Annotated in this window: 10 protein-coding genes and 3 pseudogenes; 8 read left to right on the top strand and 5 right to left on the bottom strand. The window is 51.3% G+C overall.

What is annotated here, in order from left to right; all coding sequences use genetic code 11:
- Positions 1-359: 359 nt before the first annotated feature.
- Together HMPREF2726_RS04680 and HMPREF2726_RS04675 are read left to right on the top strand one after the other, a co-directional pair.
- Positions 360-2,572: pseudogene (locus HMPREF2726_RS04680) on the top strand (TonB-dependent siderophore receptor).
- Between the two features lie 344 nt (positions 2,573-2,916).
- Positions 2,917-3,297 carry a TonB-dependent receptor plug domain-containing protein gene (locus tag HMPREF2726_RS04675; RefSeq protein WP_070602395.1) on the top strand — a complete coding sequence of 127 codons (381 nt, stop codon included), beginning with the start codon at positions 2,917-2,919 and terminating at the stop codon, positions 3,295-3,297.
- Here HMPREF2726_RS04675 and HMPREF2726_RS13725 read toward each other — a convergent pair.
- A complete protein-coding gene (locus tag HMPREF2726_RS13725) occupies positions 3,276-3,806 on the bottom strand; it encodes a hypothetical protein (RefSeq protein ID WP_141765167.1) in 531 nt (176 codons plus the stop codon). The genes HMPREF2726_RS04675 and HMPREF2726_RS13725 overlap by 22 nt on opposite strands.
- An 89-nt stretch (positions 3,807-3,895) precedes the next feature.
- Here HMPREF2726_RS13725 and HMPREF2726_RS04665 point away from each other — a divergent pair, with 89 nt between their 5' ends.
- Positions 3,896-4,930: a TonB-dependent siderophore receptor gene (locus HMPREF2726_RS04665; protein WP_246827857.1), complete on the top strand. Its 1,035-nt coding sequence runs from the start codon at positions 3,896-3,898 to the stop codon at positions 4,928-4,930.
- Positions 4,931-5,035: 105 nt separating this feature from the next.
- Here HMPREF2726_RS04665 and HMPREF2726_RS14655 read toward each other — a convergent pair.
- Positions 5,036-5,142: pseudogene (locus HMPREF2726_RS14655) on the bottom strand (IS5/IS1182 family transposase); the annotation flags it as partial.
- 127 nt (positions 5,143-5,269) lie between these two features.
- Here HMPREF2726_RS14655 and HMPREF2726_RS04655 point away from each other — a divergent pair.
- Positions 5,270-6,982 carry an ABC transporter ATP-binding protein/permease gene (locus HMPREF2726_RS04655; protein WP_009310991.1) on the top strand — a complete coding sequence of 571 codons (1,713 nt, stop codon included), beginning with the start codon at positions 5,270-5,272 and terminating at the stop codon, positions 6,980-6,982.
- 225 nt (positions 6,983-7,207) lie between these two features.
- Here HMPREF2726_RS04655 and HMPREF2726_RS04650 read toward each other — a convergent pair whose 3' ends face one another.
- Positions 7,208-8,158 (bottom strand): CysB family HTH-type transcriptional regulator, encoded by a 951-nt coding sequence (locus tag HMPREF2726_RS04650; RefSeq protein WP_003759222.1) that lies wholly within the window; start codon positions 8,156-8,158, stop codon positions 7,208-7,210.
- 441 nt (positions 8,159-8,599) lie between these two features.
- On the opposite strand from HMPREF2726_RS04650, the gene HMPREF2726_RS04645 reads away from it, so the two are divergent.
- Positions 8,600-9,361, top strand: coding sequence for an OmpA family protein (locus HMPREF2726_RS04645; protein ID WP_003759227.1), 762 nt, complete (start codon positions 8,600-8,602; stop codon positions 9,359-9,361).
- Between the two features lie 352 nt (positions 9,362-9,713).
- Here HMPREF2726_RS04645 and HMPREF2726_RS14650 read toward each other — a convergent pair whose 3' ends face one another.
- Together HMPREF2726_RS14650 and HMPREF2726_RS14360 are read right to left on the bottom strand one after the other, a co-directional pair.
- On the bottom strand, positions 9,714-10,571 hold the full coding sequence (locus HMPREF2726_RS14650; protein WP_246827856.1) for a transferrin-binding protein-like solute binding protein: 858 nt from the start codon (positions 10,569-10,571) through the stop codon (positions 9,714-9,716).
- A gap of 283 nt (positions 10,572-10,854) precedes the next feature.
- Positions 10,855-10,965 (bottom strand): annotated as a pseudogene (locus tag HMPREF2726_RS14360) (IS5/IS1182 family transposase); the annotation flags it as partial.
- Between the two features lie 15 nt (positions 10,966-10,980).
- On the opposite strand from HMPREF2726_RS14360, the gene pyrE reads away from it, so the two are divergent.
- The 3 genes from pyrE (at position 10,981) to argA (ending at position 13,502) form a co-directional block, all read left to right on the top strand.
- Positions 10,981-11,622 carry an orotate phosphoribosyltransferase gene (gene pyrE, locus HMPREF2726_RS04635; RefSeq protein ID WP_003741470.1) on the top strand — a complete coding sequence of 214 codons (642 nt, stop codon included), beginning with the start codon at positions 10,981-10,983 and terminating at the stop codon, positions 11,620-11,622.
- Positions 11,623-11,733: 111 nt separating this feature from the next.
- Entirely contained in the window at positions 11,734-12,198 is a 465-nt protein-coding gene (locus HMPREF2726_RS04630; RefSeq protein WP_003767447.1) for an MJ0042-type zinc finger domain-containing protein, read from the top strand.
- Positions 12,195-13,502, top strand: coding sequence for an amino-acid N-acetyltransferase (argA, locus tag HMPREF2726_RS04625; RefSeq protein WP_070602389.1), 1,308 nt, complete (start codon positions 12,195-12,197; stop codon positions 13,500-13,502). Before HMPREF2726_RS04630 ends, argA begins: the two co-directional genes overlap by 4 nt.
- Positions 13,503-13,730: the final 228 nt, after the last annotated feature.

The raw sequence follows: 13,730 nt of genomic DNA, 5'->3' as shown, positions 1-13,730 counted from the left end.
GAAGAAGGGGTATTTTATCGCCGGTCAGAATTTTGACTTATGGCAAGAGTATGTGAAAAAACGTGAGGTCGTCTGAAAAAACGGTTGCCATTTTTTACAGATGGTTTATAGTTCTTTATAACTATTTTTCAGCTAGTTCCTTATATCTATCTTTGCAACCTTGGATAAGTAGTTGCCATTGGGTACTCCGCCCGGCGGCAACATTTTTTTATCCGCAAGGGTTTGATGAATTTTATTCGTTTTATCTAACGCAGGTCGTCTGAAAAACCTAATACTTTGAATATTTATAGTTTTTACGGTTATAAATATCAAATAAAAATAAACATTTTACGACAACAGCTTTATCTGGAATCAACCAAATGAACAATACAAACAAAGAGACACTTTTCAAACTCAGCACCTTGGCGTTCTGCCTTGCCGCGCTGCCACAAGCCGTTCAAGCCGCTGAAGAAGTGCAGCAGGTCGAATTAAAGCAGGTCAATGTGGTCGGCAAAAACCGCAGCCTGCGTACCGAAAATCAAAACAGCTACACCGTATCCGCCATGCGTTCGACTACGGGATTGGTGCTTTCTCCGAGGGAAATTCCCCAATCCGTCAGCGTCATCACCAAAAAACAACTTGAAGACCAAGGCGTGACCAGCCTCGAAGGCGCGTTGCAAAACGCCACGGGCGTCAACGTCTTCAAAAGCGGCGGGCGCACGCATTTTATGTCGCGCGGCTATTTTATCGAGCAACTTGAAGAAGACGGCATTGCCACTCAAATCGGCTCGCCCGGCGGATTTGGCTTGGGCGGTCCGTCCGGCGACCCGACCAGCGTAACCGATATAGCGATGTACGACCGCATCGAAGTGGTACGCGGCGCAGCCGGGCTGACGCAGGCAAACAACGAATCGGGCGGCACAATTAACGCCGTCCGTAAGAAACCGACCTCCAAACGCCAGCTTTCCGCCGATTTGACGGTCAACACATGGGCAAAGTAGGCGGCACGTTTGATGCGTCAGGTGCTTTAAGTCCGGAACACGGCCTGCGCGGACGTTTTGTCGGCTCGATTGGCAGCAACAAAACCTTCCAAGACCAATCCGGCGGCCGCGACATCCTGCTTTACGGCGTGATGGACAAAGACATCGGCGACAACAGCAAGCTCACTTGGGGCGCGAGCTATCTCAACCAAACCAAAACGCCCGACCCCGACGGACTGCCCATGCGCGCAGACGGCAAAGAATGGAAACGCAGCCGCTATCTCGGCGCAGATTGGAACGAAGCCCGTCTGAAAAAACACAACCTTTTTGCCGAATTTGAACATTATTTCAACGACAACTGGAAACTGAGCAGCAAGCTGGACTGGCGCAAAAGCGACAGCTTAAAAGAATATTACACGCTGGGCGGCACGGGTAACGGCATCGGTACAGACGGTTTGGGCAAAACTTACAGCTTCGACCGCTACGACACGGACAGCCGCCAGTTTACTTTCCAAAACAACCTGACCGGCCGTATCTTCGCCTTCGGCCAAAGCCACGACCTCTTTTTCATGCACAGCTATTCCAAAGAGAAGGTGAACTCAAGCAACCGCTGGTTTGATGACAGCAGTACCTATAACGCAGATGCGTTCAACGGCAGCGAAAAAGCCAAACCCGATTGGGATTCCGCCACAGCCAAAGCCCGTGGCGGCGACGGCCGTTATACTACCCATGCCTTCGGTTTGGGGGCGCGCATCAATCCTACCGACAAACTGCACATCATCGCAGGCGGACGCTATACCAGCTGGAAACGCGACTACTATTGGGATCGCGACTTCAAAGACGGGGTAGCAGGTTCATCAGACTCGCTCAAACGCAACCGCTTCGTTCCTTATGCCGGCATCACTTACGACATCATGCCTAAACAAAGCGTTTACGCCGCCTACACGTCCATCTTCAAACAAACGATGAACCGCGACTACGACGACAACCTGTTGCCGCCGATTATGGGGCGCAACTACGAAATCGGCTGGAAAGGCGAATGGAACGAAGGTCGTCTGAATACTTCCGTCGCCCTCTACCGAACCGACAAAGACAACAACAACCAACGCGTCAATGCCAAGCCACATCCTTATTGGGAACCGCTGGATCAAAGCAGCCGCGGTTTGGACGCCGAAATCTCCGGCAGCCTGACCGACCGTTGGCAGGTTTACGCAGGCTACACCTTCAACCGCAGCACCAACCGCAACAGCGTCGGTAACAATGTTGAATCGCGCCTAAAAGGCTACAACTTCAGCAGCCATACGCCGAAGCATATGTTCCGCCTCTACACCAGCTACATCCTGCCAGTGGATGACGGCAAATGGACGGTCGGACTGGGCTTAAAGAGCAGCAGTAAAACCGCCAACTCCTACGGCTCCATCAAGCAAGGCGGCTACACCATTTGGAATACCAACGTCCAATACCGCCCAAGCAAAAACCTGCAACTGGGGCTGGCGGTCAACAACCTGACCGACAAACGCTACTACGAAAACCAATACAGCCGTGCCGCCAACAGCGGCAGCTTCTACGGCGAACCGCGAAATGCCGTGTTCAGCCTGAAGTGGAAGATGTAGTCCGTCTGCGGTAGCAAAATTAAAAAACAATAACCAAATCATATTCGGCAATCTATCCGACCTGCTTCTGACAGACAGGAAACGGTTGCCGTTGCTGTAAAAGAAAGGGGTCGTCTGAAAACCGCCGTTGGGTTTTCAGACGACCCCTTTCCCATAAAAACCTCTTCATCCCCACTTGAAGGAGCTGCGATGAACCATCCGATTCGTTATGCCTATCTGCTTGCCGCCGTCCCGCTGCAACTTTCCGCCCAAACCGCCGATCAGACGGAACATGTCGAACAGTCCGCCGTACCGTAACCGAGCAAAGCAGTATCGCTTCGCGCGACGGCTACACCGTACTTACCATGTCCACTGCTACCGGCCTGCCGCTTGCGCCCAAAGACACGCCGCAATCCGTCAGCGTTATCACACGCAAACAGATGGATGATTCGGGCGCGACCACGCTGGAAGAAGCATTGAAAACCACCACAGGACTGCATATGTACAAACAGGGTTTCCAAACCCGCTTTCAATCCAGGGGCTTCAGTATCGCTCAAATCAGCGAAGACGGCGTCAATTCGACCGTCTGCACCATGTGCGGCAACAATCCGCACGATACCAAACAGCTGACCGATACCGCACTTTACGACCGCATCGAAGTCGTGCGCGGTGCGACAGGTATGCATAAAGCACAAAGTTTTGGGCATTTTTACACTCAACGCACTTACGGCACAATTTTTAACTGATTAGCGGCGTTATTGATAACATAAATATCTTTACTCTGAGCGGCATGCGTGCAGGTATAGATTGAACCAGATGAACCAGTTGAACCAGTTGTGTACCATTTATCATCTTGAAAGTAATATTCATAAGTTTGCCAGCCTGTGTAAACTCCATATGTATTTTTAGCATTGACATTCACGCAAGCAAGATACACTGGAAAACCTACCCAGCCTCTACCCTTGTGTGAGCCTTTGAATACGGAATGAGGACCATCAAACGCTAACGCAGTTGTATAAAACACTGTATAAAACACTTTGACAGGTTTCATGTAAAATTCAATTTTTGCGCTGTCATAATCTAACAAATTTCTTTGCAAATGCTGCCTAACGCTAGATTGGTAATTGCTTGGATAAGCACCATAATTTGCGCTGTGAATTTGCTTCATAGATAAGGTATCTAACACAGGTTTGGTGGTGGCGCAGCCTGATAATAATGCCAAAGTGGTCAATGAATAAATAATAAATTTTTTCACAAAAAAGCCTCTGATAAAATCAAAGGCTTATTCTAGCATTTTTTGCTAGCATTTTTTGTAAATTTATCAATATGTGGCGAGGCACACCCTTGAAAGATGGCAACTATCCTGTTTTTTCTTGGACGGGTGATGAAATCGCCAAACCCGATTGGAATACGGCCCGCAATCTCGAAATCCGTAAAACCGTTCCCGACACCCACACGGCGACCATAGCCACCCGCCTGAACATTGCCGACAAATGGCACATCCTGCTCGGCACAAGTTACAGCCGCTGGCGGCAATCACAATATCTATCATGGATGAAAACCCCCGACAGCCACTATAAAAAAGGCCGTTTCATCCCCTACGCAGGCATTACCTACGACATCACCCCGCAACAAAACCTATATGCAAGTTACACCAGCATTTTCAAATACTCGGGCGATTATTACGACATCAATGACAAGCTCTTGCCGCCTGTAATGGGCAACAGCTACGAAATCGGCTGGAAAGGCGCGTGGAACAACAATAAATTGAACACCACCCTCGCCCTGTTTCAAACCGAAAAACACAACCAACCCACAGACACATGGCTGGGTAAAGACCTCTCAACGGGCAATATCCGTCCTTGGGTACGCGGCGACCGCGCCATCTACACGCCTGTCCGTCTGGAAAGCCGCGGTATTGATGCCGAAATTGCCGGCAACATCACCGACGACTGGCAGATTTTTGCGGGCTACACCTTCAACAAAAGGCGTTATACCTCCACCGCTGCCGCCCAAACCGCAGAACGCAACGGTCGCGGGGTCGATTTCAGCCAGCACACGCCCCGACATATCTTCCGCCTCAATACCCTGTACCGCCTGCCCGGCGCGGCACGCAAATGGACGGTGGGCGGCGGTGTCAACGTCCAAAACAAATCCGGCCCGATTATGGTGGACGGAGAGAAACAATATTTGGGCGGTTACGCAGTCTGGCATGCTACCGTACAATACGAACCCTCCAAACACGCCAAACTCAGCTTGAAAGTCGACAACCTGACCGACAAACGCTATTACGAAAGTTACGCCCACCGCGCTACCTACCAAGGACATTTCTACGGACAACCGCGCAATGTAACCTTGAACTTCAAGTGGAAGATGTAGCCATTTTATAAAGCGAGGTCGTCTGAAAACACCATCCGGCTTTCAGACGCCCTCCCGTCCTGCCGCCATGCTGCCCATCCCGACATGACGGCATCGGTATTTTTATAGTGGCTTAACTTTAAACCAGTACGGCGTTGCCTTGCCTTGCTGTACTGTCTGTACTGTGCGGCTTCGTCCGCCTTGTCCTGATTTAAAGTTAATCCACTATATTTGAACCACTGCAAACCGTCGTCTGAAACCCAGCAGGAAACAAAAGCGTCGGATAACGTGTCTGATGCCGTTATCCCGCCAATGCAGATTTTCAGACGACCTCCCGTTATTCGTACCAACACACCATCCATGAACATCCTCAAAAAATTCTCCCGACTCGCCCGTCCTTTCTGGACAGGGGCGCACGGGCGCATCCAATGGCTGATGCTCGCCGTCCTCATCGGCTTCACCCTTTGTTCCATCACCATCAGCGTTTGGATCGCCGCGTGGGACAAACGTTTCTACGACGCGCTCGCCGCGTTTGACGGCGCGTCCATGCCCGCGCTCATCGTCGAATACCTCGGCTACATGGCGATGATTATCGGCTGCATCGTCTGCGGCGACTGGCTGCAAAAACGCCTCATCTTCCGCTGGCGCACCCACCTGACCGAGCAATTCCAGCAAAACTGGCTCGAAGGCCACAAACACTACCGCCTGCGCCTGACCGGCGAACCCGACAACCCCGACCAGCGCATCGCCGAAGACATCTACCTCCTCGCTGACAAAAGCATCGGACTGTTCCGCTCCTTCATCAATAATATTGCCAAATTCAGCGCGTTCGTCGCCGTATTGTGGACGCTCTCCGGCATACAGACCTTCAATATCGGCGGGCGCGACATCACCATACACGGCTACCTCGTCTGGGTTGCCCTGATTTATTCCGTCATCAGCACCCTGATTGCCCACCTCGTCGGCCGCAAACTGAAAAACCTCAACATCGACCGCCAGCACCGCGAAGCCGACTACCGCGCCGCCCTCCTGCGCGTGCGCGACCACGCCGAACAAATCGCCTTCTACAACGGCGGCGAAGCCGAAACAGGTCGTCTGAAACAACGCTACCTCCGCATCCGCGACAACTGGCGGCGGCTCACCAACTGCGAATTCCGCCAAGAAACCTTCTGGGCAACCTATGTCCGCATCAGCATCTTCATCCCCATCCTCGCCACCCTGCCCATGTACCTCGCCAAAACCATGACCTTCGGCGACATGATGCAGACCCGCACATCGTTTGCCCGCGTCCAAGACAGCTTCGGCTGGTTTACCGACTCCTACCGCCGCCTCATTGAATGGGCGGCAGTCGTCGAACGCCTCTCCGGTTTTCAGACGGCCTTGGAACAAGTAGAGCAGGAAGGCAGAAATCCCGCCCACCCAGCACCCGCCCTGACTTTAAACAACCGCCGCCAAGGCGGCATCCTCGTCCTGCAAAACCTCACCGTCCACACCCAAACCGGCAGCCCACTGCTTACCGACATCAACCTCGAAGCCCACACCCCCGAATGGGTATTGCTCGAGGGCAGAAGCGGCATCGGCAAATCCACCCTGCTGCGCGCCCTCGCAGGCTTGTGGCCGTATTATCAAGGCAGCTTCGCCCTCGACGGCAGCCTCCTCTTCCTGCCCCAACGCCCCTACCTCCCCGCCGACACCCTGCGCCACACTGTCAGCTATCCCCACCCCGCCTGTCAAGACGACCGACTTATTCAGACGACCTTGGAACAAGTCGGACTAGGCCGCCTGAAAGATAATTTAGACGAACCATACGAATGGCACGGCATTCTCTCCGGCGGCGAACAGCAACGCCTCAGCCTCGCCCGCGCGCTGCTGCACAAACCGCAAATCCTGTTCCTCGACGAAGCCACCAACCAGCTCGACGGCGAATCTGCATTAACGCTGATGCAAATCCTCAAACGCACTTTACCCGACACCCTCGTCGTCGGCATCAGCCATCAACCCGAAATCCAAGCCTTGTTCGGACGTAAAGTTAATTTAAAACCACTCGACGAACTTGCAAACCGTTCAGATTAGTAATATAGTTCTTTCTGACTAGTTTCATAGTTCTTTAGGGTTACTTTTAAAACTCCTTGGATAGCCTCCGCCAGCTCCCGGCAGGAGGCGTTTTTTTTTCCGCAGTTTTTTGCCTGCGCTTAAGACATTGAATTTCAAAGCACCCGGCCAATATCAACCGCACTAAAAAAAAAGGTCGTCTGAAAACATTTCTGCTTTTCAGACGACCTCTTGCCATATCCAAAATCAAATAGAAAAATCTTCGACCACCGGCGTATAAAGAATACGGTCCACCACATCCCGCGTCAGCTTCGGCGAGAACATTTCGATAAAATCGTAGGTATAACCGCGAAGATAAGTATCCGAGCGTACTGCAATCCAAATGGGCGAAGGTTCAAACAGATGCGCCGCATCGACCAATTCCAAATCCGCATCCTTCTCCGGATCAAATGCCATCTTCGCCATCAACCCGACCCCAAGCCCCAGTCGGACATAAGTCTTCAAGACATCCGTATCCGCTGCCGACAACACCACATCCGGATTATCCAAATGCGCCTTATTAAAAGCACGCGCAATACTGCTGCCCTGATTAAATGCAAATTCGTAAGTAATCAGAGGAAACGAAGCCAAATCCTCAATACTTAAAGGATTCATACATTCCAACAAAGGATGCTCTTTCGGCACGATGACCGCATGGTTCCATTCATCACACGTCAACTTGCTCAGTTCGGGATGATCGTCAATCCGCTCCGTCACAATCGCAATATCCGCCTCACCATTGCTGACCATTTGCGCAATAGCAGCAGGGCTCCCCTGCTTGATCGTCAGATTGACCCTCGGATAACGCTTCACAAAATCCGCCACAATCAAAGGCAGCGCATAGCGTGCCTGCGTATGCGTCGTCGCAATCGTCAGAGCACCGCTGTCGTGATCGGTAAACTCGCTGCCGATATTCTTAATATTTTGGACATCGCGCAAAATCCGTTCCGAAATTTCCAACACCGCCTTACCCGGCTGGGAAACAGACACCACACGCTTGCCGCTGCGTATAAAAATCTGCACCCCCAGTTCTTCTTCCAAAAGGCGGATTTGCTTGGAAATACCCGGTTGCGAAGTAAATAGCGCATCCGCAGCCTCAGATACATTCAAATTATGGCGGTACACCTCCAACGCATACCGCAATTGCTGTAATTTCATAGGTAGTCCGGTTGTATTGTGTTTGTATGTTTTATACGACAAGCGGCACATAATTTAACATATTTTGCCGGATTTGTCGGACATCCAAAAACCACACAAGGAAGTTTTTGTTTTCAATAAAACTATACATATAAACTATGAAAACCGTCTTTACAGCACGCAAACTCTTGTTGCGTTTTCGCAACTGCAAATGGAAACAGACCCGAATTTCCTGATAAATAAATGACACAAGCTTGATTTTTAGGCATGATTCACCATTAGGAGGCAAGCAGTTTCATGTTTTTATCAAGGCATCGAGTATTGACAGTCTGTGCCATGCTTCTTTATAGTGCAAACTGATATATCCGATTTGCCGCTGTTTTATGCTGCGGCCTGTATATTGGTAATTTGCTGCGGCTGCTTCCTGTATCCGCCGCATAACAATTTTGATGAGGGAATAAAATGACCAAACAGCTGAAATTAAGCGCATTGTTCGTTGCATTGGTTGCTTCAGGCACTGCAATGGCAAGTGAAGCGCACACCAAACACGGCTACACCGTAAGCAGCCAATCTCAAGAAGTCGTCCGTAACAACTACGGCGAGTGCTGGAAAAACAGCTACTTCGACAAAGAAACCCAAGGTCGTGTCGAATGTGGTGACCGCGAAGCGGTAGCCGCAGTTCAACAAGCTCCCGAATACGTTGACGAAACTGTTTCCCTGTCTGCGAAAACCCTGTTCGGCTTCGACAAAGACATCCTGCGTCCTGAAGCTCAAGAAAACCTGAACAGCCTGGCTCAACGCCTGAGCAACGAAAACGTACAAACCGTACGTATCGAAGGTCATACCGACTTCATGGGTTCTGAAGAGTACAACCAAAACCTGTCTGAACGTCGTGCCAACGTAGTGGCCAACTACTTGGTAGGTCGTGGCGTTCCTTCCAGCAAAGTTTCCGCTACAGGTCTTGGTGAGTCTCAAGCTCAAATGACTGCTACTTGTGAAGCAGAAGTAGCAAAACTGGGCAAAAAAGTATCCAAAGCCAAAAAACGCGCTGCTTTGATCGCATGTATCGAGCCTGACCGTCGCGTTGATGTGAAAATCCGCAGCACTGTTACCAAACAAGTTGCCCCGGGTCAAACAATTGAAGGTCAAGGCGAACGTCCTGCAGTGGATGAAGGCTGGATTCCTTCTCCATACAACGGCGTACACGGCTACGCTAAACCTTAATCGAAACATCCCAGAAACCCCGCTTCTCTGCGGGGTTTTATTTTATCGGATTAACACTGAAACAAAGGTCGTCTGAAAATCAAGATTTGGCTTCTTTTCACTTTGCCACAACTTCCCCTTCAGACGACCTAGATTTTCCTCATGAATCCTTTTCTACCTCTTCTCTTCTCGATCAATCTATCTGATAGAAGCTGAGAATTTCGGTATCAACCTGCCATATATCGCCGTCACCATTTGACACAGATAATAGCCAAATACAAAAAATTAAAAAGCGTACAAAAGCAAAAGGTCGTCTGAAACCAGAAAACCTGTTTTCAGACGACCTTTATTTGCAATACCGTTTACCGGAAGATTATTTCTTCGAGCCGACGAATGCGCCTACCGTATTGCCGCTAGAAAATCCGCCTGCAACTTCCGCTGCATTTTTGCCAAAGAAACCGCCTTTGACTTGGGTCGCACCGGATTGTTCAAACTTGTTGCCGCTAATTTGGGCATTAACAGCAATGTTGTCGCCAAATTTAGCATCACGAGAGATAGTGCCTGTTAATTTTTTACTGTCAAAATTGGCAGTCAACTCTGTGCGGGTAATATCGTAATTTGCGCCGCTATGCATAGAGGCAACGCTGGTGCTGTAATGAACTTGTCCTTTAGGCAGCTCGGCTGCGGGCGTAAAGTGTCCGCTGAAGAAAGCTTGTTTTTTGCCGTTAACTTCCAACACGCCGGCAGTAGCGTTTGCTGAAGCGGTATTGACCAAGAATTTCTGTACGGATTTCGGCTCGCCGGATGCAATTCCTGAAATGAAACCAGGAACTTTGCCTTTCCAATTATTCAAAGAAATACCGCCGCTTTGGGTCAGATCGAAATCCACTCCGTCAACGCGGATGTGTTTGATGTTGCTATTATCGATGGCAATGCTATTACCGCCAACTGTTTGCTGTGCGGCGGTAGGAACCGTCGGAGTAGCAGGAGTTTTAGGAGCGGTAGGCGTTTTAGGAGATGTAGAAGTTTTAGGAGTAGTCGGCGTTTTACCCGTCTCAGGTTTTGCAGGAGTTGTCGTTGATGGGGGAGTTGCAGGCTTCTGCGACGTTGATGGGTTGCTTGGACCTGCGTTAGGCGTAGATTGTGAAGATGGAGTGGAATTTCCACCGCCACCCCCGCCTCCGCAGGCAGCTAAAGTTGCTGTACAAATCAATGCAAGTACTTTTTTCATGTCGTATCATCCTTTTTTAAATTGAATCTCGAAGTTTCTGTATTCGGGAACAAGTCTTGATTGTGCTTGCGATGCACCTGAATCAATGACTTAGACATTTTATACTAAAAAGATAAGACAACCCATATGTAATAGTTAATTCAAGTAAATTTACAAACAAAATATAACTAAATTATAACTAAGCTAACAATTTATTGGCAGGAAACACATAAAATCAACTCACTTTTTCAGACGACCTGCATTTTCCTCATGAATCCTTTATAATCTCTTCCTTTATAAATCAATATAGTGGCTTAACTTTAAACCAGTACGGCGTTGCCTTGCCTTGCTGTACTATTTGTACTGTCTGAGGCTTCGTCGCCTTGTCCTGATTTAAATTTAATCCACTATATCTTTTGAAAGAAGCAAAATGTCCGATTTCCGTCAAGATTTCCTCAAGTTTGCGCTGGCGCAGAATGTATTGAAATTCGGTGAATTCACAACCAAGGCAGGCCGTCAGTCGCCTTATTTTTTCAACGCCGGACTGTTTAACGACGGCGCATCGACGCTGCAACTGGCGAAGTTTTATGCGCAGGCGATTATCGAGAGCGGCGTAAAATTCGACATGCTGTTCGGCCCGGCTTACAAAGGCATTATTTTGGCGGCGGCGACTGCGATGATGCTGGCGGAAAAAGGCGTGAACGTGCCGTTTGCCTACAACCGCAAAGAAGCGAAAGACCACGGAGAAGGCGGCGTATTGGTCGGTGCGCCACTCAAAGGCCGAGTTTTGATTATCGACGACGTGATTTCTGCGGGAACATCTGTGCGCGAATCGGTCAAACTGATTGAGGCGGAAGGCGCAACGCCCGCCGCCGTCGCCATCGCGCTCGACCGCATGGAAAAAGGTACGGGCGAATTGTCCGCCGTTCAGGAAGTGGAAAAACAATACGGCTTGCCCGTCGTCGCCATTGCCAATCTGAACGACTTGTTCACACTCCTGCAAAACAACGCGGAATTCGGCGGCTTCCTCGAGCCGGTCAGAGCCTACCGCGAACGCTACGGCGTTGCCTAAAATCCGATAAACAAAAGGTCGTCTGAAAACGGGCAAACCTTTTTTCAGACGCCCCCCCCAATCAAACACACATTAAAACAACACATTCCACACTTTACACGGAAAACCCCTATGCCCGCCTGTATCTGCCCACACTGCAAAACCTCACTTTGGGTCAAAGACACCCAGCTCAACGTCGCACAAGGCTTTGTCGTTTGCAATAAATGCGAAGGCCTGTTCAAAGCCAAAGACAGCCTGGCACCGTCTTCCGCCCCCGCCAATCCCGACACGCTGCCCAACGCCGTTACCGACGTCCGTCTCGTACACGACATGGGCGGCAACATCCGCAACCGCAAACAACTCTCCCGCCACGAAATCGCCAGCCTGCTCGACAGCGCCGAACGTGCCAAAAAAGCCAAAGAAGAGGCGGCACGGCGAGCCGAAGATGAAAAACGGCGGACTGAAGAATTCCAAGCCCTGATGGCGGCAGCCGCTGCCAAACCCGCCAAATCCGAAGAAGGCTTCAACTGGACGCTGGCGGTACTGGTTGCGCTGACCGTCCTCATCATGCAGCTTTTCTATCTGGTTTTGTTATGAATACATCTCCGGGTTTTGTTGCCGATTTTCGTGAAGCCGCACCCTATATCCACTACCTGCGCGGCAAAACACTGGTTATCGGCATCACCGACAGCCTGCTCGAAGGCGACACCCTGAACCGGCTCGCTGCCGATTTCCACCTGCTCGCCGGCTTGGGCGTGCGCCTCGTGTTGGTACACGGCACGCGCCATTTCCTCAACCGCCTCGCCGCCGACAGACAATTCGTTCCGCAATACCACCGCAACCGCCGCATTACCGACGACGCCACCCTGCGCGACGCCAAGCAGGCAGTCGGCATGATACGCAGCGACATCGAAGCCGCCCTGTGCAGCAGCGCATCCGCCCCCTTGCGCAACAAACCGATTCCCACCGCTTCGGGCAATTTCCTTACCGCCCGTCCGCTCGGCGTCATTGACGGCATAGACATGGGCTACACCGGCATCGTCCGCAAAACCGATACCGACTCCATCAACCGCCGCCTCGACGATGGCGCCATCGTCCTCATCAGCCCGCTCGGACACTCCTACGGCGGCAAAACCTTCAACCTCAGCATGAGCGAAGCCGCCGAAGCCGTCGCCGTCGCCCTTCAAGCCGAAAAACTCGTGTACCTGACCGAAGAAGCCGGCATTTGCAACGCCGACGGTGTCCTCATGTCCACCCTATCCTCAGGCGAAGTCCGCCACCTGATAGAAACCGCACACAACGTTCCCGTACGCCTGCTCCAAGCCGCCGTCAACGCCGTCGAAAACGGCGTCAGCCGCGTTCAAATCCTCAGCGGGCGCGAAGACGGCGGACTGTTGCGCGAACTCTTTACCCGCGAAGGCTGCGGCACCGCCATCGCCCGCGATTCCTTCGTCTCCATTCGCCAAGCCCACAGCCGCGACATCCCCCGCATCATCGCCCTGATACGCCCGCTGGAAGAGCAAGGCATCCTGTTGCACCGCAGCCGCGAATATCTCGAAAACCACATCTCCGGCTTCTCCGTCCTCGAACACGACCGCAACATCTACGGCTGCGTCGCCCTCAAAACTTTCGACGACCCCGAAATCGGCGAACTCGCCTGCCTCGTCGTCTCCCCCGAAGCCCGCGACGGCGGCTACGGCGAAATGCTGCTCGACCACCTCTTCCAAAAAGCCCGCGCCATGGGCATCCGCCGCCTGTTCGCCCTCTCCACCCACACAGGCGAATGGTTTGCCGAACGCGGTTTTCAGACGACCTCTCCCGACGCATTACCCGAAGAACGCCGCTGCGACTACCTCGCCAACGGCCGCAATTCGCAAGTGTTCGTCCGAGAATTAGCCTAAACGGGATTTGTCTGAAACTGCCGACGACCTCGTTTAGCGCCCCCAAACATCAAGCATGACTGAAAAAATAAGCCTGACAGTTTGCCGCCCTCTTTCATGAAGAGAAGACGACAAACCGTCAGGCTTACGTTTTGAAGAACTCAAAAGAAAACGCTGTTGCCACAGGTTTTCAGGCGGCTTGATGTTCACAAAAAATCGATATAGTGGATTAAATTTAAATCAGGACAA

The sequence above is a fragment of the Neisseria sp. HMSC074B07 genome, from assembly GCF_001810355.1.
In the GTDB taxonomy this organism is placed as follows: Bacteria; Pseudomonadota; Gammaproteobacteria; order Burkholderiales; family Neisseriaceae; genus Neisseria.
This window is presented reverse-complemented; position numbering and strand designations above follow the sequence as displayed.

Bases quoted from the DNA above. Each gene is read 5' to 3' on its own strand.
- HMPREF2726_RS04655 (WP_009310991.1), top strand. From the start codon at position 5,270: ATGAACATCCTCAAAAAATTCTCCCGACTCGCCCGTCCTTTCTGGACA.
- HMPREF2726_RS14650 (WP_246827856.1), bottom strand. From the start codon at position 10,571: ATGAAAAAAGTACTTGCATTGATTTGTACAGCAACTTTAGCTGCCTGC.
- HMPREF2726_RS04650 (WP_003759222.1), bottom strand. From the start codon at position 8,158: ATGAAATTACAGCAATTGCGGTATGCGTTGGAGGTGTACCGCCATAAT.
- pyrE (WP_003741470.1), top strand. From the start codon at position 10,981: ATGTCCGATTTCCGTCAAGATTTCCTCAAGTTTGCGCTGGCGCAGAAT.
- HMPREF2726_RS04675 (WP_070602395.1), top strand. From the start codon at position 2,917: ATGTCCACTGCTACCGGCCTGCCGCTTGCGCCCAAAGACACGCCGCAA.
- argA (WP_070602389.1), top strand. From the start codon at position 12,195: ATGAATACATCTCCGGGTTTTGTTGCCGATTTTCGTGAAGCCGCACCC.
- HMPREF2726_RS04645 (WP_003759227.1), top strand. From the start codon at position 8,600: ATGACCAAACAGCTGAAATTAAGCGCATTGTTCGTTGCATTGGTTGCT.
- HMPREF2726_RS04630 (WP_003767447.1), top strand. From the start codon at position 11,734: ATGCCCGCCTGTATCTGCCCACACTGCAAAACCTCACTTTGGGTCAAA.